We start from the raw sequence: 24,518 nt of genomic DNA, 5'->3' as shown, positions 1-24,518 counted from the left end.
GACGATCGATAAAGATCATGCCACCGGTCACCGGGTTTTGCTGATAAGCGTCCAGCACCATCGGTTCATCGAAGGTCACATCCACCAGACCGATACCGTTAAGCGGCAGACTTTCCACTTCACGCTGTGTCAGGCTGTTAATCTCAACCTGGTGCTGAATGCTTTCGATACGCGCGCGGGTTTTCTTACCGGCAATTTTCACATCATAGCTCTGACCCGGTGTCAGCGGCTGCTCTGCCATCCACACCACATCAATTGATGCGCCCTGCACCGCTTTCAGCGTGGCATCAGCATCAACCAGCAGATCGCCACGGCTGATATCGATCTCATCTTTCAGCACCAGCGTCAACGCTTCACCGGCAGCGGCCTGTTGCAGATCGCCATCAAAGGTGACAATACGGGCAATCGCCGATTCAACGCCTGAAGGTAATACTTTGACTCGCTGACCGACACGCACGGTTCCGGATGCCAGCGTACCGGCATAACCACGGAAATCGAGGTTCGGGCGGTTCACATACTGCACCGGGAAGCGCATCGGCTGCTGTTCAACCACGCGCTGCACCTCGACGGTTTCCAGCACATCCAGCAGCGTCGGGCCGCTGTACCAGTTCATCGCCGCGCTCGGTGTGGCGACGTTTTCACCTTCCAGCGCCGACAGCGGCACAAAGCGAATATCCAGGTCTTCCGGCAGTTGCTGCGCAAAATCCAGATAATCCTGTTTAATCTGCTCGAACGTTTCCTGCTTATAGTCGACCAGATCCATTTTATTGATCGCCACCACCAGATGCTTAATTCCCAGCAACGTGGAGATAAAGCTGTGACGACGGGTTTGATCCAGCACGCCTTTACGCGCATCGATCAGCAGAATCGCCAGGTCGCAGGTTGAGGCACCGGTCGCCATATTGCGCGTGTACTGCTCATGGCCCGGGGTATCAGCAATAATAAATTTACGCTTCTCGGTGGAGAAGTAGCGGTAAGCGACATCGATCGTGATGCCCTGCTCACGCTCAGCCTGCAAACCATCCACCAGTAGTGCCAGGTCAAGCTTTTCGCCCTGCGTACCGTGACGTTTGCTGTCATTGTGCAGCGAAGAGAGCTGATCTTCATAAATCTGACGGGTATCGTGCAGCAGACGACCAATCAGCGTGCTTTTACCGTCGTCGACGCTGCCGCAGGTCAGAAAACGCAGCAGGCTCTTATGTTGCTGCGCATGCAGCCAGGCTTCTACGCCACCCTGATCGGCAATTTGTTGTGCAATAACGTTATTCATTTGGTGGCTCCTTAGAAATAACCCTGGCGTTTCTTCAGCTCCATTGAGCCGGCCTGGTCGCGGTCAATCACGCGCCCCTGACGTTCGCTGGTGGTGGATACCAGCATCTCTTCGATGATTTCCGGCAGCGTTTGCGCTTCCGATTCAACCGCGCCGGTCAGCGGCCAGCAGCCAAGGGTACGGAAGCGCACCATACGCTGCTTGATCTCTTCGCCAGGTTGCAGATCGATACGGTCATCGTCGATCATCATCAGCATGCCATCACGCTCCAGCACCGGACGCGGTGCCGCCAGATACAGCGGAACGATCTCAATGTTTTCCAGGAAGATATATTGCCAGATATCCAGTTCGGTCCAGTTCGACAGCGGGAATACGCGGATGCTCTCGCCTTTATTAATCTGGCCGTTGTAGTTATGCCACAGCTCCGGGCGCTGGTTCTTCGGATCCCAGCGGTGGAAGCGGTCACGGAAGGAGTAGATACGCTCTTTCGCACGCGACTTCTCTTCATCACGACGTGCGCCGCCAAACGCAGCATCAAAGCCCCATTTATTCAGCGCCTGCTTCAGACCTTCGGTCTTCATAATATCGGTATGCTTGGCGCTGCCGTGGACAAAGGGGTTAATCCCCATCGCCACCCCTTCCGGGTTACGGTGAACCAGCAGTTCCGCCCCGATGTTTTTTACCATGCGGTCGCGGAATTCGTACATTTCGCGGAATTTCCAGCCGGTATCAACATGCAGCAGCGGAAACGGCAGGGTTCCCGGATAGAAGGCTTTGCGCGCCAGGTGCAGCATCACTGAAGAGTCTTTGCCGATGGAGTACATCATCACCGGGTTAGCAAACTCCGCCGCCACTTCGCGGATGATATGGATACTCTCCGCCTCCAGTTGACGCAAATGGGTGAGTCGTTTTTGATCCATAATCTTTCCTCAAGCCAAATTCACAACGGCGGATTCACGTCCGGCCTGCTGTGCTGAATGTTGAAACCAGGCCAACTGCGCATGCAGATTGACGACTTCGCCAATCACCAAAAGCGCTGGCGTTGGGGCGCGTTGCGCCAGTTCTTCGAGATGTTCGAGCGTACCGGTCAAGACCTGCTGATCCTGCCGGGTGCCGCGGCCAATCACCGCCACCGGCGTGCTGGCGTCGCGGCCATAAGCTATTAATTGCTGGCTAATTTCGGCGGCTTTGACCGTGCCCATATAAATCGCCAGCGTCTGACGCGCGCGCGCCAGTGAAGGCCAGTCGATACCATCGCCGTCGGGACGGCAATGACCGGTAATAAACAGCACGCTCTGCGCGTAGTCGCGGTGCGTCAGTGGGATACCGGCATAAGCCGTAGCACCGGCGGCGGCGGTAATTCCCGGCACCACCTGAAACGGGATGCCCGCCTGCCGGGCAGCCTGTAACTCTTCACCACCCCGACCGAAAATAAACGGATCGCCGCCTTTTAACCGCACCACGCGTTTGCCTTTTTTCGCCAGTGTGACCAGCAGACGATTGGTCTCTTCCTGCGGCACCGAATGCGCACCGGCACGTTTACCCACGCAGATCCTGTCGGCATCGCGGCGCACCAAATCTAAAATTTCGTCACTGACCAGATGGTCATACAGCACCACATCGGCCAGCTGCATCACCTGCAAACCACGTAATGTCAGCAGACCGGAATCGCCCGGCCCGGCACCGACCAAGATAATTTCCCCCTGCGCCTGTTCCGGGTTATCCAGCTGACTGTCCAGCGTCTGCCTGGCGCCCTGCACGTTACCGGCCGCCACCTGGCTGGCGAACAGGCCATTAAAGGCGCGCTCCCAGAAGCGACGGCGGTCAGACATCTTGCTAAAGCGCTGTTTCACCTTGTCACGCCACTGACCGGCAATTTCCGCCATCTGCCCGAGATTGGCTGGTAACAGCGTTTCCAGTTTTTCGCGCAGCAGGCGAGCCAGTACCGGCGCAGTGCCGCTGGAGGAGATCGCCACCACCAGTGGTGAGCGGTCAACAATCGACGGGAATATAAAGGAGCATTTTGGCTGGTCATCCACCACGTTCGCCAGCAGATGACGCTGATTCGCCGCGTCGAAGACGCGGGCGTTTAGCGCGCTGTCATCGGTGGCGGCAATTACCAGAAAGACGCTATCCAGCTGCGCCTCATCAAAGGAGGTGGCCAGCCACTCCAGCTGGTCGAGATCCGCCAGCGCCTGAAGTTCTTCACACAGCTCGCGAGCCGCGATCTGCACGCGCGCCCCGGCACGACGCAGTAATTCAATTTTGCGCGCCGCAATATCACCACCGCCTACCACCAGAACCGGTTTAGACTTGAGATCGGCAAAAATCGGAAGATAGTCCACGTCGACCTTATAAGAAATAACAGAAAGTTAACGCGACTATACGTCTGCATGTTCGGGCAGATGAAATTACTAATTGGAATGAGTAGTTACCTAATGGAATAACGACCTGACTAAGCTGAGAACAAAATGTGCTTAACAGATGATATTTAGGGCGTTTCAGAACGAATGAAATTGTCTAACGGCGAACACAATTTCATACTAACGCCGCAAAATTTTTTCGCTCGCGCGCTATGGCAATGACGCCTAAGGATTCTGAAATGTTTTCCACCCTCCGCCTGAGAGTGCTGGCCACACTGCTCAGTTGCGGCATCACTCTACCGGTCATGGCGGCACAATCGGCCGTCGGTAAGTTTGCTGAACAGCAATTGCGTAATATCGCCACCTGGTTTCCTGGCCGCATGGTCGGAAGCCCGGCCGAGTTATTGACCGCGGACTATCTGCATCAGCAGTTCAGCGAGATGGGCTATCACAGCGACAAACGTGATTTTAATACCCGTTATCAGTACCAGTATAAAGATGGCAGCACCGCGTGGCGCCAGGTCACCGGAAGTTCGGTGATTGCCGCACGTCCGGGCAACGCGCCGCAGGAGATTCTGGTGATTGCTCATCTTGATACCTGGAGCCCCTTAAGCGACAGCGATGTCGAAAACAATCTTGGCGGCTTACGTTTGCAGGGTGCGGATGATAACGCCGCCGGTCTTGGCGTCATGCTGGAGCTGGCGCAGCGGCTGAGCACCATGCAGCTGCACTATGGCATTCGCTTTGTCGCCCTAAGCGGCGAAGAGATTGGCCATCGGGGCAGCGAAGACTACCTCGCACGGATTAAAGCCGACGAGAAACAGCATACTCTGCTGGTGATTAACCTCGATAGCCTGCTGGTTGGCGATAAGCTCTATTTTAACAGCGGCAGTAACACCCCGGCGACGGTAGCGCGCCAGACTCGTGACCGTGCGCTGGCGATTGCCCATCGTTACGGTATCAACGCCACCAGCCAACCGCTGAACACACCCGCTAACCCGTTCGACAGTGCCGGTTTCCCGCTGCTTAATGTGCGCGCCGCTAACTGGAAACTGGGCAATCAGGATGGCGAACAGCAGCGCAGCAAGTCGCCGCACTTTCCGCAGGGCATTAGCCGCCATCAAACCGGGCGTGATAATCTCAGCTACATTGACCGCTGGTTGCCGGGCCGCATTGCGCTGCGCAGCCGTGACAGTGTCAGAATCCTGCTGCCATTAATTACCGAACTGGCGAATCCGACCGAGAAAAAGGAGCCATAATGTACCTCGTTTATCTGAGCTATTACCGCCCGGTAGAAGAAGTTGAGACCCTGCTGGAGCCACATATTCAATGGCTGGATCGCTACTTCGCCGCCGGGGTATTTATTGCTGCCGGCCGCAAAGATCCGCGCACCGGCGGAATGATCATGGTGAAAGATATCGATCGCCAGCGACTGGATGCCATTCTGGCCGAAGATCCGTTTGTCGCGGTAGCGAATTATGAGGTGACGAAAGTGAATGTGACGCGGGCTTCTGCGGCGTTTGACGCGCTGGTGGGCATCTGATCGACACCTAATACGGGCGGCCTGGCTTCCTGCCGCCGCCCATTAACGCTATCAGTTTTTACGATTAAGGATTTTCTGTAGCTCGGCACGCTGAGTGCTGTTCAGCGACTCATTTCTGACACAGCAACAGTCGCAGTAGTGACGCGCATGTTCAGCGGTCCAGCAATAAGCCTTCTCTTCTTTCATGCGTTCCACCAGCTTGTGGTACAGATGATTGATATTCATCGACCTCAGCACTTCTTTCAGACTCAGATGCTTATTCGGCGATAGCTGCTTACGTAAAAAAGCCAGCGTCGGTTTCACATCAGCCCGCAGCAGTGCTGTCGGCTTATTCTGGTATGCCGGATGCAGGCGGCTCTCCCCCACCTGCTTAAAGAACAATACGTCGCGATAAAAACGCGCCTTGCGCTCCTCTACCTGAATAAATAGGGTATCGATACGCTGGAAAAATACGGCATACAGAATAATCCACGCGTACAGCTCACGCAGAACGCCGCTGCCGCGATAACTCTCATCAATACATAACGAGCCAATCTCTGCGGTACGCTCCGGACAGCAGCCAGACTGGCCAATCTCCCTGGAAAAGACTTTTTCAGCAGGCAGCCCTTGCCCACTCTGTTTAATCAGCGCAATGGTTCCAATCACATCTTCATCGACTTTAGCCAGAAACAGCCGGTTAGCTGCAGTGAAAAACCAGGGGGAAAAAAGCATATCGCCGGGTTGGGCGGAAACCAGCCCCAGCTTCAGGTACGCCGCATGCAATTTGCTCATGCCAGTAAAAAAATCCTGCAGTGTACCCACCTGCTGGATATCAATTTCGTCAGATGAATGCTGTTTACCAAAACGCAGTGAATTCTTCAGAACTGAAGATGGATCTTTTATTGATCCAGACAACATCAGGTCTTTATCTGACACCAGGGTATCTCCTTGCTGAGTGAGTAAAATGTCACCCAACAAGGATTGATCGATAAGTTTAATTAAACAATGAAGTAACGAAAAATTAATGAAATCGCGATCTCAGACACAAAAATTAATAAACACGACTAAACTACATGGGAATAAGTTTAGCTAAATTTATCATTAACCCTCATGCAGGCCACATTCACGTTTCAGCCCAAAGAAGCGCGTCTCTTCCTCTGCCATACCGGGTTCCCATTTACGCGTGGTGTGCGTATCCCCCACGGACAGATAGCCCTGATCCCACAAGGGATGGTAGCTAAGGCCATTCTGTTGTAAATACTGATAAACCTGGCGGTTGTCCCAGTCGATAATCGGCAGGATCTTAAACACCCCGCGCTGAATGGCCAGCACCGGCAAATGTGCCCGGCTACCGGACTGATCGCGGCGTAAACCGGCAAACCATGTCTGGCCACCCAATGTTTCCAGCGCACGGTTCATCGGTTCAACTTTGTTAATCAGATTATACTTTTCGATGCCTTCAACGCCCTGCTCCCACAGTTTGCCGTAGCGCGCTTCCTGCCACGCCGCTGACTGCTCGGCGCGGAACACTTGCAGATTCAGATCCAGCTTCTCAGTCAGCGAGTCGATAAACTGATAAGTTTCAGCAAACAGATAGCCGGTATCGGTCAGAATCACCGGAATATTCGGCTGCTGGCGGGTCACCAGATGCAATGAGACCGCCGCCTGGATACCAAAACTGGAAGAGAGGACAAAATCCCCCGGCAGATTTTCCAGTGCCCAGCTGACACGATCCTGCGCAGAGAGTTTTTCCAGCTTGTTATTCACTTCCGCCAGCGCCATTACGCGCTCTACTTTTGGTAATTCACGCAATGTTGCGAGATCGAGTACCGACATATCGCCTCCGTTATTCCCAGAAATCACGCGCCGGATCGAGAACCGGTTTTACCACGCCAGCGCGGAGGGTGAAGTCGCCAAAACCTTCATCGGCTTCACGCTCTTTTGCCCAACGGCCCACCAGCTCATCAATGCTCGCCAGAATCTCATCTTCAGTGATGTTCTCGCGATACATGCGCGGAATACGCGTACCGGTGCGGTTCCCCCCCAAATGCAGGTTATAACGCCCCGGCGCTTTGCCGACCAGACCAATTTCAGCCAGCATGGCACGCCCGCAACCGTTCGGACAACCGGTTACGCGTAGCACTATGTGCTCTTCGCCAACGCCATGTTTATTCATCAGCGCTTCGACACGGGTGACAAAAGCCGGCAGGAAGCGTTCGGCTTCCGCCATTGCCAGCGGGCAGGTCGGGAATGAGACACAGGCCATCGAGTTTTCACGTTGGGCGGTGACGCTTTCCATCAAGCCCGACGCACGGGCGATCTGCTCAATCTTGTCTTTATCCGCTTCCGGCACGCCAGCCACAATCAGGTTCTGGTTAGCGGTCAGACGGAAATCCCCCTGGTGGATACGGGCGATCTCGGCCACGCCGGATTTCAGCGGACGATCCGGATAATCCATCAGACGACCATTTTCAATAAACAGCGTCAGGTGCCATTTATTGTCGATGCCCTTCACCCAGCCAAAGCGGTCGCCACGGGTGGTAAATTCGTACGGACGAATCGGTTCAAAAGTGATACCGGCGCGGCGCTCCACTTCCTGCTTAAAGGTTTCAACGCCGACACGCTCAAGGGTATATTTGGTTTTGGCATTTTTACGATCGGTACGGTTACCCCAGTCACGCTGCGTGGTCACGACCGCTTCCGCTACCGCCAGCGTTTTATCCAGTGGCAGATAACCAAATTCACTGGCCGTGCGCGCATAAGTGGCTTTGTTACCGTGTTCAATCGACAAACCGCCGCCCACCAGCAGGTTAAAGCCCACCAGCTTGCCGTTCTCGGCAATGGCAATAAAGTTCAGGTCATTAGCGTGCAGGTCGACGTCATTATGCGGCGGCACCACCACGGTAGTTTTAAACTTACGTGGCAAATAGGTTTCACCGAGAATCGGCTCTTTGTCAGTGGTAGCGACTTTCTCTTTATCCAGCCAGATTTCCGCATACGCCCGCGTCTGCGGCAGCAAATGCTCAGAGAGTTTTTTCGCCCACTCATAGGCTTCCTGGTGCAGCTCGGACTCAACCGGGTTCGAGGAGCACAGCACATTACGGTTAACGTCGTTAGCCGTCGCCAGCGCATCAAGGCCCACCTCGTGCAGCATCTGGTGAGCCGGTTTGACGTTACCCTTTAAGATGCCGTGGAACTGGAAGGTCTGACGGTTAGTCAGGCGCACGCTGCCATAAAGGGTATTGTCCGTGGCAAACTTTTCAATCGCCAGCCACTGAGTTGGCGTGATGATACCGCCCGGCAGGCGGCAGCGCAGCATCATCGCATGACGCGGCTCCAGCTTCTGCTCAGCGCGTTCAGCGCGGATATCGCGATCATCCTGCTGGTACATACCGTGGAAACGGATCAGCAGAAAGTTATCGCCTTTAAAGCCGCCGGTCAGGCCATCATCAAGATCTTCAGTGATGGTGCCACGCAGATAGTTACTCTGTTTTTTCAGGCGCTCTGCGTCGGTCAGTTTGCCTTCCACGACCAGCGGTCCAGGATGTTTTTCGCTCATTAGTAAACGTCTCGCTGATAACGGCGCTCAATGCGCAGCTCACTTAAAAATTCGTCAGCCGTTTCGATGTCCATGCCACCGTGTTCGGCTACCACTTCCAGTAATGCCTGCTCAACGTCTTTTGCCATACGATTGGCATCGCCGCAGACGTAAATATGGGCACCTTCCGCAATCCAGCGCCACACTTCCGCACCTTTCGCACGGATTTTGTCTTGTACGTATATTTTATGCTGCTGGTCACGGGACCAGGCTAAATCGATATTGGTCAGCAGACCATCTTTGACAAAGCGCTGCCACTCAACCTGATACAGAAAATCTTCGGTAAAATGCGGGTTGCCAAAGAACAACCAGTTTTTGCCCCCGGCACCGTCATTATCGCGCTGCTGCATAAAGGCGCGGAACGGCGCAATACCGGTGCCCGGCCCGACCATAATCACCGGGGTTTCCGGATTGGCTGGCAGTCGGAAATTATCGTTATGTTCGATAAACACGCGGATTTCGCCATCTTCTTCCAGCCGGTCAGCCAGGTAACTGGATGCGCCACCGGCACGCGGGCGGCCATCAATTTCATAGCGCACCGCCCCCACCGTGATATGCACTTCTGTCTCGTTTTCCGCCTGTGAAGAGGCGATGGAATAGAGACGCGGCGTCAGCGGACGCAGTAATTCGATCAGTTGCTCAGCATGCAGTTCGGTTGGTGCCAGTCGCGCCATATCCACAATCGGTGTGTTCTGCGCGTAATGCTGGAGCTGCGCTTTATCGGCAACCAGCGCCAGCAATGTTTCATTACGCGAAAGATGAGCAAAACGCTCGACAATCTGCGGCGTGTTGACCGTCAGTTCGAAGTGCTTCTGCAACGCGTCGGCCAGCGGCAACGTGGTGCCATTTACCTCAACGCTTTCGTCACCTTTTAACCACAGCAGCTCAGCCAGCTCCTGCACCAGCGCCGGATCGTTTTCATACCAGACACCCAGCGCATCGCCCGGCTGATAACGCAGCCCGGAGTCGCCTAAATCGATTTCGATATGGCGTACGTCTTTATCGGAGTTGCGACCGGTGATTTTTTGATTAACCGCAAAACTGGCAGTCAGCGGCTGTTCTTTAGTATACGGGCTGGAGTGCACTTCATTAACGCTACCCGCCGCCGTCGCTGCCGCCTGTGCTGGTGATTCACTCGGCACACGCGCTTTCAGTATCTCAACAATCTGCTTACGCCACTGTTCAGCATCGGCAGCGTATTCGACGTCAGCATCGACGCGCGCCAGCAGACGATCGCCGCCCAGCTCAGCCAGCTTGCCGTCAAAATCTTTACCGGCCTGGCTAAAGAATTCGTAGGAGGTATCGCCCAGACCAAACACCGCAAAGGCGGTATCGTTGAGTTTTGGTGCCTTTTTCGACATCAGGAACTTATGCAGCGCGACCGCCTCTTCCGGCGGCTCGCCTTCGCCCTGGGTAGACGTCACCACCACCAGCAGTTTTTCCTGCGCGATTTGCTTGAATTTATAGTCTCCGGCATTCACCAGATTGACGTTCAGTTTGGCCGCCAGTAAATCATCGCGCAGCTGCTCTGACAGGCGACGGGCATTACCGGTTTGTGAAGCGGAAAGAACGGTAATTGTCGGAACATCAACCGGCGCAGGTGCGCTGACCACAGCACTTCCCGGCGTCTGATTGACCATCCCCCAAAAATAACCAGAGAGCCATGCGAGCTGCGTGGTAGAAAAATCACCTGTCGCCGCCTGCAAGCGCGCGAGTTGCTCCGGGTTTAGCGGAAGCAGAGAACTTGGGGGTGCCTGAGTCGTCATTGCGTTGAGAATTCCAGTATCAGTGGTCCAGGACATATGAATGGGGGTAGGTTACCGAGTAGCATAATAACCATTAAATAAGGGTTAGAAATAATAAATAACCAAAATGACTAAATGGTTTTTCGGGTAAGGCTTAACGGCAAAACTGGTTAATAAAGAATAAGTTAATCAGACAGTTAATTATCATGCTGGCATTAGTCAGAAGTTGATCGCGTCATCTTGCGCTAAACGGGTGCGAAAAAAGGCGTTTTCCGTTAGACTTCGTCGGTTTTTTTGAGAGATTGAGACTGACACGATGGCAACCACGCTATTTAAAGATTTCCAGTTTGAAGCCGCGCACCATTTACCGAATGTGCCGGAGGGCCATAAATGCGGCCGTCTGCATGGACACTCCTTTATGGTTCGTATTGAAATCACCGGCGAAGTGGATGCGCATACCGGCTGGGTAATGGATTTTGCTGAGCTGAAAGCAGCGTTTAAACCGCTGTATGATCGGCTTGATCACTATTATCTTAACGATATTCCGGGTCTGGAGAATCCAACCAGCGAAGTGCTGGCCGCATGGATTTGGGAGCAGATGAAACCGACTCTGCCGGAACTGAGTGCGGTAATGGTGAAAGAGACCTGTACGGCGGGATGCGTGTACAAAGGTTAACCGCACACTGTGCTAAGGGGCGGCGCGTTCGCCGCCCTTAACTGAGTCAGGCAATATTCAGATATTTATGCGTCTGCATCGACAAGCGCCAGTTGCGCGCAATGCAGGTTTCAATGCACAACTTAGTCGCATCCTCTTTCTGACTGATCGGCTGCAACGCCACAATCCGCGGCTTATCGTCTGACAAGGTTGCCAGCAACGCCTCTAACGCCTCGATATCACGCTGACGTGCTACCGGATGCTTAATCTCATCAGCGCGAATCAACGCCTGCGACAGCACATCATAGCCTCCACGCATATTCACCTTCGGCGACACCGTCACCCAGGTCCTGGCTGAACACTGCACCTCATGGGTACCGCTGGTTTCGATCTGGCAACTAAAGCCGGCCGTTTCAAGCGCTTCGGTTAACGGCGTCAGATCGTAGATGCTCGGCTCACCGCCGGTGATCACCACATGACGTGCCGTCCAGCCCTGCTGCGCAATGGTCGCCAGCAGTGCATCGGCATCCGCCGAGCCCCAGGCATCGGTTTCCACGGTTTTAATCAGAATATCGCCCAGCGAGGTTTCCCGATCGGCCAGCTTATCCCACGTGTGTTTGGTATCGCACCAGCTGCAGCCAACCGGGCATCCTTGCAAGCGGATAAAAATTGCCGGTACGCCGGTGTAAAAACCTTCGCCCTGCAATGTCTGGAACATCTCATTAATCGGGTACTGCATCACTTTCTCGCTAACGGGTGGAATCAGGGGCGCAGATTATGTCAGATCGCGGCAGTTGCGCCAAATTTCACCGACAAAAAAGGCACAAAAGCACTTTACTCCCTGCTGCGCGGCTGTAACTGCGGCGACCTGGCGAACCATTCCACCAGAAAATCAAGCAATGCCCGTAGCGCCGGGTGCAACTGACGACGAGAACTGTAGACGCCATAGATCTGCAACGGCTCCAGTCTGGAGCCGGGTAATACCTCCTGCAATTCGCCGCTGGCAAGCAATTCAGCAACCGAATAGTAAGGCTGCATACTGATACCGCCGCTCGCCTGTGTCGCCGCCAGCAGAAAGAATGAGTCATTAGCACTGAGATTACCGCTTACCGCGACCTCAGTTAGCGCGTTGTCGTGGGTGATACGCCACAGGCTTTTGCCAAACCAGGTATAGGTCAGGCAGTTATGATCGGTCAGCGCCTGCGGGCTTTGCGGCTGGCCGTGCTGCGCCAGATAGTCCGGCGTGGCGCACAATACCGAATCACAAATGCCTAACGGGCGGGCAATTACTCCCGGCAGCAGTTCATTGGTAATACGCAACGCCAGATCAATCCGCTCTTCGACCAGGTTTACCTGCTGATTGCTGATATGCATATCAATGCGCACCTGTGGATGGCGTTGCTGAAACGCCATTACCGCGGCCGCCATCGTACTGTGCGCCAGCGACAGCGAGCAGGAGAGGCGCAGCAAACCGGATAATTCACTGCGGTGATGCAGGGAGTCGTTTTCAATCTGCTCGGTTAACTCCAGCAGCGCACGACAACGCAGCAGGGTGCGTTCACCGACGTCAGTCAGACTGAGGCGGCGGGTGGTGCGATGCAGCAAGCGCGCACCGGCCCACTGCTCCATCTGCGCCAGATATCGCGTCACCATCCCGCGTGACATCGACAGCGCTTCGGCTGCGGCGGTAAGGCTGTTGCGCTCGACAATCGTGACAAACACCTGGCTGGCGATCAGACGATCCATGATTTGCTCGATTCAGTAAACAATCTGTTGCTGATTATCCGGTTTTTCTTTTGATGCGGTCAAATTACTATCGCGATATCTTCACTTCAGGAATTAAAAAAGATGAAAATTCGCCTGTTATTATCAATGGCAGTGGCAACCCTCAGCCTCTCCTCTCCGCTGTTCGCCGCCAGCAAACTCAATATTGATGTCTATAATCCGGGCAAAGCCAGCGTATTTGCCGTCAGTTCCGCAATTATTTCCGGCCCGAGCGAAGTGGCACTGATCGACGCGCAGTTCCAGCGGAATGATGCGCAGGAGCTGGTCAAGCGGATTAAGGCCACCGGTAAAAAGCTGACGACGGTGTATATCAGCCACTCCGACCCGGATTACTATTTCGGTCTGGATACCATCAAAGCGGCGTTTCCGCAGGCAAAAATTCTTGCCACGCCACAAACCATCGCGCTGATCGACCAGACCAAAGATCTGAAGCTGAAGTATTGGGGACCGATACTGAAAGAGAATGCCCCGCAGGAATTAATGACGCCGCAACCGCTGCACGGCGATAGCTTCACCGTTGACGGAGAACGAATTGAAGTGAAAGGTTTGCAGGGAGCCTCACCGGAGCGTAGCTGGCTGTGGGTGCCATCGCTGAAAACCGTGCTTGGTGGTGTGGTGGTCAGTGGCAACAATATCCACGTTTGGCTGGCCGATACGCAAACTCAACAGCAGCGCGCCGACTGGCTGAAAACGCTCGACGAAGCTATCGCCTTAAAACCGCAGCGAGTCATCCCGGGCCACTTCCTGCCGGGTGCCGATGAGAACGTTAAATCGATCACCTTTACCCAGGACTATCTGCGCGCGGTTGAAAAAGCCCTGCCAGAGAGTAAAAACGCTGCTGAGCTAATCCAGATTATTAAAGCGCAGTATCCGGATTTAGAAGAAGAGTCGGGTCTGGAACTGAGTGCCAAAGTTCTGAAAGGAGAGATGAGCTGGCCGTAGGCCACTGCATCTGAACCAAAAAAAAGCCTCGTGAATACACGAGGCTTTTTGCTTTGGTGGCACCCATCAGCGATGAGTGCCAAAGCAGATTATTACTGACCTTTAACTTCTTTCAGGCCATTAAATGGTGCACGGCTGCCCAGTGCTTCTTCGATACGAATCAGCTGGTTGTACTTAGCAACACGGTCAGAACGGCTCATAGAACCGGTTTTGATCTGGCCAGCTGCAGTACCTACCGCCAGGTCAGCGATAGTTGCATCTTCGGTTTCGCCTGAACGGTGAGAGATAACAGCAGTGTAGCCCGCATCTTTCGCCATTTTGATCGCAGCCAGAGTTTCGGTCAGAGAACCGATCTGGTTGAATTTGATCAGAATGGAGTTAGCGATACCTTTATCGATACCTTCTTTCAGGATTTTGGTATTGGTTACGAACAGATCGTCACCAACCAGCTGGATTTTGTCGCCCAGAACTTTGGTCTGGTAAGCAAAGCCTGACCAGTCAGATTCGTCCAGACCGTCTTCGATAGAAACGATCGGGTACTCTTTGGTCAGATCTTCCAGGAAGTGGGTAAATTCTTCAGAGGTGAAGGATTTGTTGCCTTCACCAGCCAGAACGTATTTACCCTCTTTGTAGAATTCAGAGGCTGCACAGTCCATCGCCAGGGTGATGTCTTTGCCCAGCTCGTAGCCCGCTGCTTTAACTGCTTCAGCGATAACGGCCAGCGCTTCTGCGTTGGAACCGAGGTTTGGCGCATAGCCACCTTCGTCACCTACCGCAGTACCCATACCTTTGGATTTCAGAACTTTTGCCAGGGTGTGGAACACTTCAGAACCCATACGGATGGCTTCTTTCAGGGTTTTCGCGCCCACTGGCTGAATCATGAATTCCTGGATGTCGACGTTATTGTCGGCATGCTCGCCACCGTTGATGATGTTCATCATTGGCAGTGGCATAGAGAATTTGCCCGGCGTACCGTTCAGTTCAGCGATGTGCTCATACAGCGGCATGCCTTTCGCAGCAGCAGCGGCTTTCGCAGCAGCCAGAGAAACGGCCAGAATAGCGTTAGCACCGAACTGAGATTTGTTTTCGGTACCATCCAGCTCGATCATGATCTTATCGATGTTTGCCTGGTCTTTCGCATCTTTACCCTGCACCGCGTTAGCGATTGGGCCATTTACTGCTGCAACGGCTTTAGTAACGCCTTTGCCCAGGAAACGAGATTTGTCACCGTCACGCAATTCCAGCGCTTCGCGGGAACCGGTAGAAGCACCTGATGGCGCAGCAGCCATACCTACAAAGCCGCCTTCCAGATGAACTTCAGCTTCAACAGTCGGGTTACCACGAGAGTCGATGATTTCGCGACCGATGACTTTAACGATTTTGGACATTAGATTTTCCTCAGTACAAGTTAAGCTAAGCTAAAACTCAGACAAACAACGCGCGAAAAGTTCGCGCGTCATTCAGGTATTATTTTGCCAAACGCTTCTGATACTCGCTTGCCGCTTTCACAAAACCGGCAAACAGCGGGTGCCCGTCACGAGGTGTTGAGGTGAATTCCGGGTGGAACTGACACGCAACAAACCATGGGTGGTTCGGGATCTCAATGATCTCGACCAGTTGGTCATCCCCGGAGCGGCCTGCCACACGTAATCCAGCCGCTTCGATTTGCTTCAACAGCATATTGTTCACTTCATAGCGATGACGATGACGCTCAACAATGGTGTCAGAACCGTACATCTGACGGACCAGACTTTCGTCGGTCAGCTGGCACTGTTGACTGCCAAGGCGCATGGTGCCGCCGAGGTCGCTCTGTTCAGAGCGTACTTCAACGTTACCTTCTTCATCACGCCATTCGGTAATTAACGCCACTACCGGATACTTACAGTCTGGCATAAATTCAGTGGAGTTAGCGCCTTCCATGCCTGCGACGTTACGGGCAAACTCCATCAGTGCCACCTGCATACCTAAGCAGATACCAAGGTAAGGAACGTTGTTTTCACGCGCGTACTGCGCGGTCATCAACTTGCCTTCAACACCACGGTAACCAAAACCGCCAGGGATCAGGATAGCGTCCAAATCTTTCAGTAGTTCGACACCACGGGTTTCAACATCCTGTGAGTCGATCAGCTTGATATTGACAGTAACGCGGTTCTTCAGGCCACCATGCTTCAGTGCTTCAATCACTGATTTATAGGCATCCGGCAGTTCGACATATTTGCCGACCATACCGATCGTTACTTCACCGCCCGGATTAGCTTCTTCGTAAATCACCTGCTCCCATTCAGAGAGGTTAGCTTCCGGCGCGTTCAGGCTGAATCGTTTACAAATATAATCGTCAAGGCCCTGTGATTTCAACATGCCTGGAATTTTATAGATGGAATCAACGTCTTTCAGAGAAATTACCGCTTTCTCCGGCACGTTACAGAACAGCGCGATTTTCGCACGTTCATTGGCAGGCACGGCACGATCGGAACGGCAAATCAGCACATCTGGCTGGATACCAATCGACAGCAGCTCTTTTACCGAGTGCTGAGTCGGCTTGGTTTTCACTTCACCGGCTGCTGCCATATAAGGCACCAGCGTCAAATGCATGTACAGCGTATGCTCACGGCCCACTTCCACCGCCATCTGGCGAATCGCTTCGAGGAACGGCAGCGATTCGATATCACCCACGGTACCGCCGATTTCGACCAGTACGACGTCGTGACCTTCGCCGCCTTCAATGATGCGCTCTTTAATGGCGTTGGTAATGTGCGGGATAACCTGAATGGTCGCACCCAGATAGTCACCGCGACGTTCTTTACGCAGCACTTCGGAGTAGATACGGCCAGTGGTAAAGTTGTTGCGGCGTGACATTTTGGTACGAATGAAACGCTCGTAGTGACCTAAATCCAGATCGGTTTCAGCGCCGTCATCGGTAACAAAGACTTCACCGTGCTGTGTAGGGCTCATGGTACCCGGATCCACGTTGATATACGGGTCCAGTTTCATGATGGTCACGTTAAGACCACGAGCTTCGAGGATAGCGGCCAGTGAGGCTGCGGCAATGCCTTTGCCCAGAGAGGATACGACCCCGCCGGTCACAAAAATATAATTCGTTGTCATGCTGAACCTGAGAGTTTAGGTTTAAAGACGATGGAATAACCAGGACGGGAAAACAGTATACTCGAAACCCCCTGGGGTCACAATTGATCGTTTCCGGTTGTGTGCGCGCCGCCGTATTTATCAGACTAAATTATCGCACTAAGCCGTTAGCCAGATTGATTTTGGTCATAAGAACGGGGTAAAAAAAAATTTTGCTGAATCGAGTTAGTTGCGACGGATATTGTGCAAATATTCAGCATGGGCGGCGAGAACGCCGCCCTGACAGCAAAACTACTCTCGCTGCTTAATTTGTTGCCAGGCGGCTTCCATCTGCTCAAGAGTGGCATCGTTCATTGTCAGTCCATTTTCGGTAATAATGTGTTCGACCTGACGGAAGCGGCGCTCGAATTTGCGGTTGGCTTTTTGCAGGGCGGTTTCCGCCTTGCTGCCGAGGTGGCGCGAAAGATTGACCGTGGCGAACAGCAAATCGCCAATCTCCTCTTCCAGCTTCTCCTCATCCACCACCGCCTGCTGCGCTTCGTGCATCACTTCATCAATCTCTTCATGCACTTTTTCCAGCACCGGGCCGAGTGAGTCCCAGTCGAAGCCCACCGCGCTGCAACGCTTCTGGATTTTATACGCTTTCATCAGTGCTGGCAGGGCGTCAGGGATATCATCCAGCGCCGAATGCTGCGCTTTCTCAGCCCGCTCCGCCGCTTTGGTGCGCTCCCACTGCGCCATTCTCTGTTCACTCTCTGCCGGCTGCGCATCGGCAAAAATATGCGGATGGCGACGTTCCATCTTGTCGCTGATGGCGTGGCAAATATCGTCAAAGTTAAAGTGCCCTTGCTCGCTGGCCATCTGCGCGTAAAACACGATCTGAAACAGCAGATCGCCTAGCTCGCCGCGCAAATCAGCAAAATCTTCGCGCTGGATGGCGTCCAGCACTTCATAAGTCTCTTCCAGCGTATAGGGGGCGATGGTGGCGAAAGTTTGTTGGCGATCCCACGGGCAGCCGTTCTGCGGATCGCGCAGGGTTTTCATGATGCCCAGCAGGCGATCGAGAGCGTTCATTTTAATCCTTGAAAGGGTTTCAGGGGCGGCGCGAACGCCACCCGTTAATCAAATTAATGCAACCGTCTGGCGTCGATAATATCCGGCACCTGATTCAGTCGCGCCAGCACGCGGCTCAGTACCTGGTGGTTGTAGATTTCGATATCCATATCGATGGTGGCCAGCTGCTTTTTGGTATCGCTCCTGCTGGAGACACCCAGCACATTGACCTTCTCATTCGCCAGAATGGTGGTGATATCGCGCAGCAGTCCGCTGCGATCGTTGGCGGTCACCCGTACCACCAGCGAATAGCCGCTGGAGTAACTTTCACCCCACACCGCATCGACAATACGTTCCGGCGCATGATCGATCAGCTCAGCCAGCTGGTCACAGTCGGCGCGGTGAATCGAGATACCGCGCCCCTGCGTGATAAAGCCAACAATATCGTCGCCAGGAATCGGCTGGCAGCAGCGGGCAATGTGATGCATCAGATTACCGACGCCCTCCACCACCACTCTGCCACTCTCTTTACTGCGCGGCATGGCGGTTTGGGTTTTCTGCGTCAGCTGACGCAACGCTTCGCGATCTTCTTCCTCGGCACTCGGCTTATTCAGCTTCGACTGCAGGAAGTTGCTCATCTGATTGAGGCGAATATCGCCGCCCCCAATTGCCGCCAGCAGCTCATCCAGGCTGTTGACGTTATAACGCGGCAGCAGCAGTTTTTCCGCCTCTTTCAGGCTGATATCCAGCTGATCCAGCTCGTTGTCGAGGATCTGGCGTCCGGCAATAATATTTTTGTCACGATCCTGCTTGCGGAACCAGGCGTGAATTTTTGAGCGTCCACGGCTGGTCGTGACATAACCGAGGTTCGGGTTAAGCCAGTCACGGCTCGGGTTCGGCTGTTTCTGGGTGATAATATCGATCTGGTCGCCCATCTGCAGCTGATAGGTGAAGGGCACAATACGCCCACCAATTTTGGCACCGATGCAGCGATGACCGATATCACTGTGAATATGGTAAGCGAAGTCGAGCGGCGTCGAACCGGCAGGCAGGTCGACCACGTCGCCTTTCGGCGTAAACACATACACGCGATCGTCAAACACCTGACTCCGCACTTCATCCAGCATTTCGCCGGAGTCGGCCATCTCTTCCTGCCAGGCGATCAGCTTACGTAACCAGGCGATGCGCTCTTCGTGTCCGGAAGCACCACTGCGACCCTGGCTGGCAGACGGCCCCTCTTTGTACTTCCAGTGCGCCGCCACGCCCAGCTCGGCATCTTCATGCATCTGGCGCGTACGGATCTGAATCTCAACGGTTTTACCCTGCGGGCCTAACACCACGGTGTGAATCGACTGATAGCCGTTCGGCTTTGGGTTCGCCACATAATCATCGAATTCGTCAGGCAAATGGCGGTACAGCGTATGCACGGTGCCGAGCGCGCCGTAGCAATCCTGCAAACGCTCAGCAACAATGCGCACCGCACGCACGTCAAACAGTTCATCAAATGCCAGCGACTTCTTCTGCATTTTGCGCCAGATACTGTAGATATGCTTCGGGCGACCGTACACCTCGGCCTTGACCCCTTCTTTCGCCATCTCTTTGCGCAGGTTATCGACAAAGGTATCGATATACTGTTCACGATCGATTCGGCGCTCGTGCAGCAGTTTGGCAATGCGTTTGTATTCGTCAGGATGCAGATAACGGAAGCAGAAATCCTCCAGTTCCCATTTCAGCTGACCAATTCCGAGGCGGTTGGCCAGCGGCGCATAGATATTGGTACACTCTTTTGCCGCCAGTACGCGCTCATCTTCCGGCGCATCTTTCACTTCGCGCAGATGGGCAATTCGCTCGGCGAGTTTAATCACCACGCAGCGGAAATCTTCCACCATCGCCAGCAGCATGCGGCGGACATTATCTACCTGCTCCGAGGCCATCGAGTCATTGTGGGTGGCTTTAAGCTGACGAATGGCATCCATATCGCGCACGCCGTGTACCAGCAAGACGATAGCTTTGCCAAATTTCTCTTCGAGGATCTCTTCGGTGACGACGCCAGCATCTGCCAGCGGGAACAGCAAGGCGCTGCGCAGGCTATCGTTATCCATGCTCAGCATCGTCAGGATTTCCACCATTTCGATGCCGCGCCACAGCAAGATCGCCTGATCGGCATGTCCGCTGGTGGCGGCTTCGCAATAGCGCCAGGTTTCGGCCAGTCGTTCACATGACTGCTGGTTTGAGATCCCCAAACTGGTGATCCATTGGTCGAGCGCAAACTCACCAGCCGTATTCAAATGTGCACTTCTTACCGCAACCATATCCTCTCCTGGCAAAGCCCCGACAGTTCGGGCAACTACGTTTTGCTGAACAGCACCATGGACTCAAGATGACCGGTATGTGGGAACATATCGAGCATCGCGACCCTTTCCAGTTGGTAGCCGGATGTCAGTAATGTCTGACTATCACGGGCAAGTGTAGTCGGATTACAGGAAACGTAGACAACGCGTTGCGGCGCAAGTTTGATAATATGTTGCATCACACCCGGTGCCCCCGCTCGTGCGGGATCCAGTAACACTTTGGTAAATCCTTGCGCCGCCCACGGCTGGCGCGTGACATCTTCCTCAAGATTTTGATGATAAAATGTCACATTACTCAGGTTATTAAGTTGTGCATTATACGCACCCTTAGCCACTAATGCTGCAACACCTTCCACACCAACAACATTTTGTACTAACTTTGCTAACGGAAGCGTGAAGTTGCCCATGCCGCAAAACAGATCCAGCACCTTGTCATCCGGCTGCAGATCGAGCCAGGCCAGTGCCTGCGCCACCATTTGCTGATTAACCTGGTCGTTGACCTGGATAAAATCACGCGGGCTAAAAGTCAGTTTCATACGATCTGACTGATAATAAGGCATTTCTCCGCTGACCTGTTCCAGTTTGTCGCTGTCCGGCGCAAGAAACAGTGCCAGCTGATGCTTATGCGAAAACTGTTCCAGTTTTAGCCTGTCAGCGGCATTAAGTGCATCAAGATGGCGTAAAACCAGCAGAGGGCCGTTATCCGCCAGCACCAGCTCAACATGGCCGAGACGTCGCACCGCCTGTAAACTGCCAAGACACTGATGCAACGGCTGAATCAGTGCATTAAGTTCGGGCTTCAAAATGGGGCATTGAGTGATATTTACCAGATCGTTCGACGCAGGTTTGCGGAAGCCCATCTGCAAAGTCTGATTTTTTGGCTGATAATTCAGACCAAGCCGGGCACGACGACGATAGCCGTAAGCGCTGCCACCGATAATCTCATCCACCGCAACCGGCTGGCCCGATTCACGCGACAACATCCGCGCCAGCGCACTGGCTTTGCTTTGCTGTTGTAACGGCAGCGCGGCATGCTGCTGCTGACAGCCGCCGCAATGGCTAAAGTGTGGGCACAGCGGCTTAACCCGCTGCTCGCTGGCGGTTAAAATGCGTCTGGCTTTGCCACGGGAAAACTGGCGCTTATCTTCGGTGATATCCACCTCGACCTGCTCCCCGGGCAGTGCGCCGCTGATAAACATCGCCTTGCCATTATGACGGGCGACGCCTTGTCCAAAGAGATCAAGGTCATCGACGGTGACAGTAACTGTCTGGCGGGTCGTCACGCGCCGTTTTGCAGAGTAGAATTGCGCCATTATTAAATTACGTCTCAGAATTCGTAGATACGGTGAGCTGGCGGAACAGTGATGTTCGCGTTAAAGGCCCGGACGGTGATATCTCTATTGTCGCATACTGGAAATCCATGACCAAATACAGCCTGCGGGCAAGAATGATGATTTTAATACTGGCACCGACCTTAATGATCGGGCTGCTGCTCAGTACCTTTTTTGTCGTTCACCGCTATAACGAATTGCAGCGTCAGCTGGTCGATGCCGGAGCCAATATTATTGAGCCGCTGGCGGTCTCCAGCGAATATGGCATGACGTTTCACAGTCGCGAATCGGTGCGCCAGCTGGTGAGTCTGCTGCATCGTCGTCACTCGGATATCGTGCGGGCGATTACCGTTTTTGATGATAAAAATCAGCTATTTGTCACCTCAAATTATCAGCTGAACCCCGACCTGTTACGCATTCCCGATAACGGCCAGCTTCCCACCTCAATCTCGATTGAACGGCGCGGCAACGCGATGATTCTGCGCACGCCGATTGTCTCTGAAAGTTATTATCCCGATGAGTCGCCGGGGCATGATGCCAAGCCGACCGGCAATCCCCTCGGCTATGTGGCGATAGAACTGGACCTGCAATCGGTACGTTTACAGCAGTATAAAGAGGTGTTTATCTCTACCCTGCTGCTGCTGTTTTGCCTGTGTATCGCCATGCTGTTCGCCTATCGCCTGATGCGCGATGTCACCGGACCGATTCGCAATATGGTCAGTACCGTCGACCGCATCAGGCGCGGTCAGCTCGACAGCCGGGTGGAGGGCTATATGCTCGGCGAGCTGGACGTGCTGAAAAACGGTATTAACTCGATGGCGATGTCGCTGACCGCCTATCACGAAGAGATGCAGCAGAATATCGATCAGGCGACCTCCGATCTGCGTGAAACGCTGGAGCAGATGGAGATTCAGAACGTCGAACTCGATCTGGCGAAAAAACGTGCGCAGGAAGCGGCGCGAATTAAGTCTGAATTCCTCGCCAATATGTCACACGAACTGCGTACACCACTGAACGGCGTGATTGGTTTTACCCGCCAGACGCTGAAAACGCCGCTTAACGCTACTCAGCGTGACTATATGCATACCATTGAGCGCTCCGCCAACAACCTGCTCAGCATTATCAACGACGTTCTCGACTTTTCGAAGCTGGAAGCCGGCAAACTGGTGCTGGAAACCATTCCTTTCCCGCTGCGCGCGACGCTGGATGAAACCGTGGTATTGCTGGCTCCGGCCGCCCATGAAAAAGGTCTGGAGCTGACCATCAATATTCAGAGCGACGTGGCGGATAACGTGATTGGCGACCCGCTGCGCCTGCAACAAATTGTCACCAACCTGCTGGGCAATGCGATTAAATTTACCGAACGCGGCAATATCGATATTCGCATTGAAAAACGCTCGCAGGGCAATAATAAGATCGAACTGGAAGTGCAGGTGCATGACACCGGGATTGGTATTTCGGAAAAGCAGCAGTCGCAGCTGTTCCAGGCGTTTCGCCAGGCCGATGCCAGCATTTCACGCCGCCATGGGGGTACCGGATTGGGGCTGGTGATTACGCAGAAACTGGTCAATGAAATGGGCGGCGATATCTCTTTCCACAGCCGTCTGAATCACGGATCGACCTTCTGGTTTCACGTCAATCTGGAACTGAATCCAAATGCCGCCAGCGATCCACGGGCGCTCGACTGCCTGCAAGGGAAACGTATGGCCTATGTGGAGGCCAACCCGGCTGCCGCGCAGGCCACGCTGGATATCCTTAGCGCGACGCCAATGAGCGTCAGCTACAGCACCTCAATTAACGGCCTGTCAGAAAGCCATTACGACGTGCTGCTGATGGGCATTCCGGTGATGCAGAGCCAAAACCCGGAGATTCCGGCTGAACTGCTTAACTCACTACTGGAGCGTGCCGACTGCCTGGTCATGGCGTTACCGTGCCAGATGCAGATCTATGCGGAAGAGCTGAAAGCGCGTGGTGTGGATGGCTGTATTATTAAACCGCTGTCAATGACGCGCCTGATCCCGCTGCTGCTGGACCTGCTGGCACGTAAACTGTATGACCTGCCGGTACGCACCCGCCTGCCGCTGACGGTGATGGCGGTGGATGATAATCCGGCGAACCTGAAGCTGATCGGCGCATTACTGGAAGAGCAGGTTGACCATATTGTGTTGTGCGACAGTGGGGAAAAGTCGATTCAGCAGGCGCGGGCGCAGCAGCTGGATATTATTCTGATGGATATTCAGATGCCGGAAATCGACGGCATTCGCGCCAGCGAACTGATTCGCGAACTGCCGCAGCACGTTAATACGCCGATTGTCGCCGTCACCGCCCATGCGATTGATGGTGAACGTGAGCGGCTGATCAAAGCCGGCATGAATGACTATCTGGCTAAACCGATTGATGAGGTAAAGCTCAGCCATTTGCTGGCACGCTATTCGCCGGGTCTCCAGCGCGATATGCCGCTATTGCCGCCGGTTTCCCCTTCGCTCGACTGGCAGCTGGCGCTGCGTCAGGCGGCCAACAAAACTGACCTGGCGCGCGATCTGTTGCAGATGCTGGTCGACTTCCTGCCGGAAGTACGGGAAAAGGTTGAGCAAAATCTGGCGGATAACCATACCAGCGGCCTGCGCGATATCATCCATAAGCTGCACGGCAGCGCCAGCTACAGTGGCGTCCCGCGACTCAAACAACTGTGTCAGCAGCTGGAACATCATCTGCGGCTCGATGCCGACATTGTTACCATCGAACCTGAACTGCTTGAGTTACTTGATGAGATGGAGAATGTGGTCAGGCTGGCGAAAGAGGTGCTGAGTCGGGTGTAA

General features: G+C 53.9%; 19 protein-coding genes. 5 read left to right on the top strand and 14 right to left on the bottom strand.

Annotated elements, in window-relative coordinates; all coding sequences use genetic code 11:
* The 3 genes from cysN to cysG form a co-directional block, all read right to left on the bottom strand.
* On the bottom strand, positions 1–1,270 hold a 1,270-nt coding region (gene cysN, locus NG42_RS13585), incomplete at its 3' end, for a sulfate adenylyltransferase subunit CysN (protein ID WP_052900003.1).
* Positions 1,271–1,281: 11 nt separating this feature from the next.
* Positions 1,282–2,190: a sulfate adenylyltransferase subunit CysD gene (cysD, locus tag NG42_RS13580; RefSeq protein ID WP_052900002.1), complete on the bottom strand. Its 909-nt coding sequence runs from the start codon at positions 2,188–2,190 to the stop codon at positions 1,282–1,284.
* 9 nt (positions 2,191–2,199) lie between these two features.
* Positions 2,200–3,615 (bottom strand): siroheme synthase CysG, encoded by a 1,416-nt coding sequence (gene cysG, locus NG42_RS13575; RefSeq protein WP_052900001.1) that lies wholly within the window; start codon positions 3,613–3,615, stop codon positions 2,200–2,202.
* Positions 3,616–3,872: 257 nt separating this feature from the next.
* On the opposite strand from cysG, the gene NG42_RS13570 reads away from it, so the two are divergent.
* Complete coding sequence (locus NG42_RS13570; protein ID WP_052900000.1) at positions 3,873–4,892, top strand: aminopeptidase; 1,020 nt, start codon at positions 3,873–3,875, stop codon at positions 4,890–4,892.
* Positions 4,892–5,176 carry a YciI family protein gene (locus tag NG42_RS13565; RefSeq protein ID WP_052899999.1) on the top strand — a complete coding sequence of 95 codons (285 nt, stop codon included), beginning with the start codon at positions 4,892–4,894 and terminating at the stop codon, positions 5,174–5,176. The genes NG42_RS13570 and NG42_RS13565 overlap by 1 nt, the downstream gene beginning before the upstream one ends.
* Positions 5,177–5,227: 51 nt before the next feature.
* Here the strand turns inward: NG42_RS13565 and NG42_RS13560 are convergent, their stop codons facing one another.
* The 4 genes from NG42_RS13560 to cysJ form a co-directional block, all read right to left on the bottom strand.
* Positions 5,228–6,091, bottom strand: a complete 864-nt coding sequence (locus NG42_RS13560) for a GNAT family N-acetyltransferase (RefSeq protein WP_052899998.1) — start codon at positions 6,089–6,091, stop codon at positions 5,228–5,230.
* A gap of 165 nt (positions 6,092–6,256) precedes the next feature.
* A complete protein-coding gene (locus tag NG42_RS13555; RefSeq protein ID WP_052899997.1) occupies positions 6,257–6,991 on the bottom strand; it encodes a phosphoadenylyl-sulfate reductase in 735 nt (244 codons plus the stop codon).
* A gap of 10 nt (positions 6,992–7,001) precedes the next feature.
* Positions 7,002–8,714: an assimilatory sulfite reductase (NADPH) hemoprotein subunit gene (cysI, locus tag NG42_RS13550; protein ID WP_052899996.1), complete on the bottom strand. Its 1,713-nt coding sequence runs from the start codon at positions 8,712–8,714 to the stop codon at positions 7,002–7,004.
* A complete protein-coding gene (gene cysJ, locus NG42_RS13545; protein WP_052899995.1) occupies positions 8,714–10,519 on the bottom strand; it encodes an NADPH-dependent assimilatory sulfite reductase flavoprotein subunit in 1,806 nt (601 codons plus the stop codon). Before cysJ ends, cysI begins: the two co-directional genes overlap by 1 nt.
* Before the next feature lie 295 nt (positions 10,520–10,814).
* On the opposite strand from cysJ, the gene queD reads away from it, so the two are divergent.
* The gene (queD, locus tag NG42_RS13540; protein WP_052899994.1) at positions 10,815–11,174 is read left to right on the top strand and encodes a 6-carboxytetrahydropterin synthase QueD; all 360 of its coding nucleotides are present in this window, start codon (positions 10,815–10,817) and stop codon (positions 11,172–11,174) included.
* Between the two features lie 46 nt (positions 11,175–11,220).
* Here queD and queE read toward each other — a convergent pair whose 3' ends face one another.
* On the bottom strand, positions 11,221–11,892 hold the full coding sequence (queE, locus tag NG42_RS13535) for a 7-carboxy-7-deazaguanine synthase QueE (RefSeq protein ID WP_052899993.1): 672 nt from the start codon (positions 11,890–11,892) through the stop codon (positions 11,221–11,223).
* A 95-nt stretch (positions 11,893–11,987) separates the two neighbouring features.
* Positions 11,988–12,899 carry a LysR family transcriptional regulator gene (locus NG42_RS13530; RefSeq protein WP_052899992.1) on the bottom strand — a complete coding sequence of 304 codons (912 nt, stop codon included), beginning with the start codon at positions 12,897–12,899 and terminating at the stop codon, positions 11,988–11,990.
* A 102-nt stretch (positions 12,900–13,001) separates the two neighbouring features.
* Between NG42_RS13530 and NG42_RS13525 the strand changes: the two genes are divergently transcribed.
* Positions 13,002–13,880, top strand: coding sequence for an MBL fold metallo-hydrolase (locus NG42_RS13525; protein WP_052899991.1), 879 nt, complete (start codon positions 13,002–13,004; stop codon positions 13,878–13,880).
* 92 nt (positions 13,881–13,972) lie between these two features.
* On the opposite strand, the gene eno is transcribed toward NG42_RS13525, so the two are convergent.
* From eno to rlmD, 5 genes are all read right to left on the bottom strand, one after another.
* Entirely contained in the window at positions 13,973–15,268 is a 1,296-nt protein-coding gene (gene eno, locus NG42_RS13520) for a phosphopyruvate hydratase (RefSeq protein WP_052899990.1), read from the bottom strand.
* A 79-nt stretch (positions 15,269–15,347) separates the two neighbouring features.
* The gene (gene pyrG / locus NG42_RS13515; RefSeq protein ID WP_052899989.1) at positions 15,348–16,985 is read right to left on the bottom strand and encodes a glutamine hydrolyzing CTP synthase; all 1,638 of its coding nucleotides are present in this window, start codon (positions 16,983–16,985) and stop codon (positions 15,348–15,350) included.
* 270 nt (positions 16,986–17,255) lie between these two features.
* A complete protein-coding gene (gene mazG, locus NG42_RS13510; protein WP_052899988.1) occupies positions 17,256–18,038 on the bottom strand; it encodes a nucleoside triphosphate pyrophosphohydrolase in 783 nt (260 codons plus the stop codon).
* Positions 18,039–18,091: 53 nt separating this feature from the next.
* Entirely contained in the window at positions 18,092–20,329 is a 2,238-nt protein-coding gene (gene relA / locus NG42_RS13505; RefSeq protein WP_052899987.1) for a GTP diphosphokinase, read from the bottom strand.
* 35 nt (positions 20,330–20,364) lie between these two features.
* Positions 20,365–21,681, bottom strand: coding sequence for a 23S rRNA (uracil(1939)-C(5))-methyltransferase RlmD (gene rlmD / locus NG42_RS13500; protein ID WP_052899986.1), 1,317 nt, complete (start codon positions 21,679–21,681; stop codon positions 20,365–20,367).
* Positions 21,682–21,788: 107 nt separating this feature from the next.
* On the opposite strand from rlmD, the gene barA reads away from it, so the two are divergent.
* The gene (gene barA, locus NG42_RS13495; protein ID WP_052899985.1) at positions 21,789–24,518 is read left to right on the top strand and encodes a two-component sensor histidine kinase BarA; all 2,730 of its coding nucleotides are present in this window, start codon (positions 21,789–21,791) and stop codon (positions 24,516–24,518) included.

This window comes from Winslowiella iniecta (assembly GCF_001267535.1).
GTDB classification, from domain to species: Bacteria; Pseudomonadota; Gammaproteobacteria; order Enterobacterales; family Enterobacteriaceae; genus Erwinia; species Erwinia iniecta.
Note: the sequence above shows the minus strand (reverse complement) of the source record. Positions and strands in the feature narration are given on the sequence as shown.

Coding starts and splice junctions, on each gene's coding strand:
- relA (WP_052899987.1), bottom strand. CDS start 20,329: ATGGTTGCGGTAAGAAGTGCACATTTGAATACGGCTGGTGAGTTTGCG.
- NG42_RS13570 (WP_052900000.1), top strand. CDS start 3,873: ATGTTTTCCACCCTCCGCCTGAGAGTGCTGGCCACACTGCTCAGTTGC.
- NG42_RS13525 (WP_052899991.1), top strand. CDS start 13,002: ATGAAAATTCGCCTGTTATTATCAATGGCAGTGGCAACCCTCAGCCTC.
- cysJ (WP_052899995.1), bottom strand. CDS start 10,519: ATGACGACTCAGGCACCCCCAAGTTCTCTGCTTCCGCTAAACCCGGAG.
- pyrG (WP_052899989.1), bottom strand. CDS start 16,985: ATGACAACGAATTATATTTTTGTGACCGGCGGGGTCGTATCCTCTCTG.
- queE (WP_052899993.1), bottom strand. CDS start 11,892: ATGCAGTACCCGATTAATGAGATGTTCCAGACATTGCAGGGCGAAGGT.
- NG42_RS13530 (WP_052899992.1), bottom strand. CDS start 12,899: ATGGATCGTCTGATCGCCAGCCAGGTGTTTGTCACGATTGTCGAGCGC.
- queD (WP_052899994.1), top strand. CDS start 10,815: ATGGCAACCACGCTATTTAAAGATTTCCAGTTTGAAGCCGCGCACCAT.
- eno (WP_052899990.1), bottom strand. CDS start 15,268: ATGTCCAAAATCGTTAAAGTCATCGGTCGCGAAATCATCGACTCTCGT.
- cysD (WP_052900002.1), bottom strand. CDS start 2,190: ATGGATCAAAAACGACTCACCCATTTGCGTCAACTGGAGGCGGAGAGT.
- NG42_RS13565 (WP_052899999.1), top strand. CDS start 4,892: ATGTACCTCGTTTATCTGAGCTATTACCGCCCGGTAGAAGAAGTTGAG.
- barA (WP_052899985.1), top strand. CDS start 21,789: ATGACCAAATACAGCCTGCGGGCAAGAATGATGATTTTAATACTGGCA.
- mazG (WP_052899988.1), bottom strand. CDS start 18,038: ATGAACGCTCTCGATCGCCTGCTGGGCATCATGAAAACCCTGCGCGAT.
- NG42_RS13555 (WP_052899997.1), bottom strand. CDS start 6,991: ATGTCGGTACTCGATCTCGCAACATTGCGTGAATTACCAAAAGTAGAG.
- cysI (WP_052899996.1), bottom strand. CDS start 8,714: ATGAGCGAAAAACATCCTGGACCGCTGGTCGTGGAAGGCAAACTGACC.
- rlmD (WP_052899986.1), bottom strand. CDS start 21,681: ATGGCGCAATTCTACTCTGCAAAACGGCGCGTGACGACCCGCCAGACA.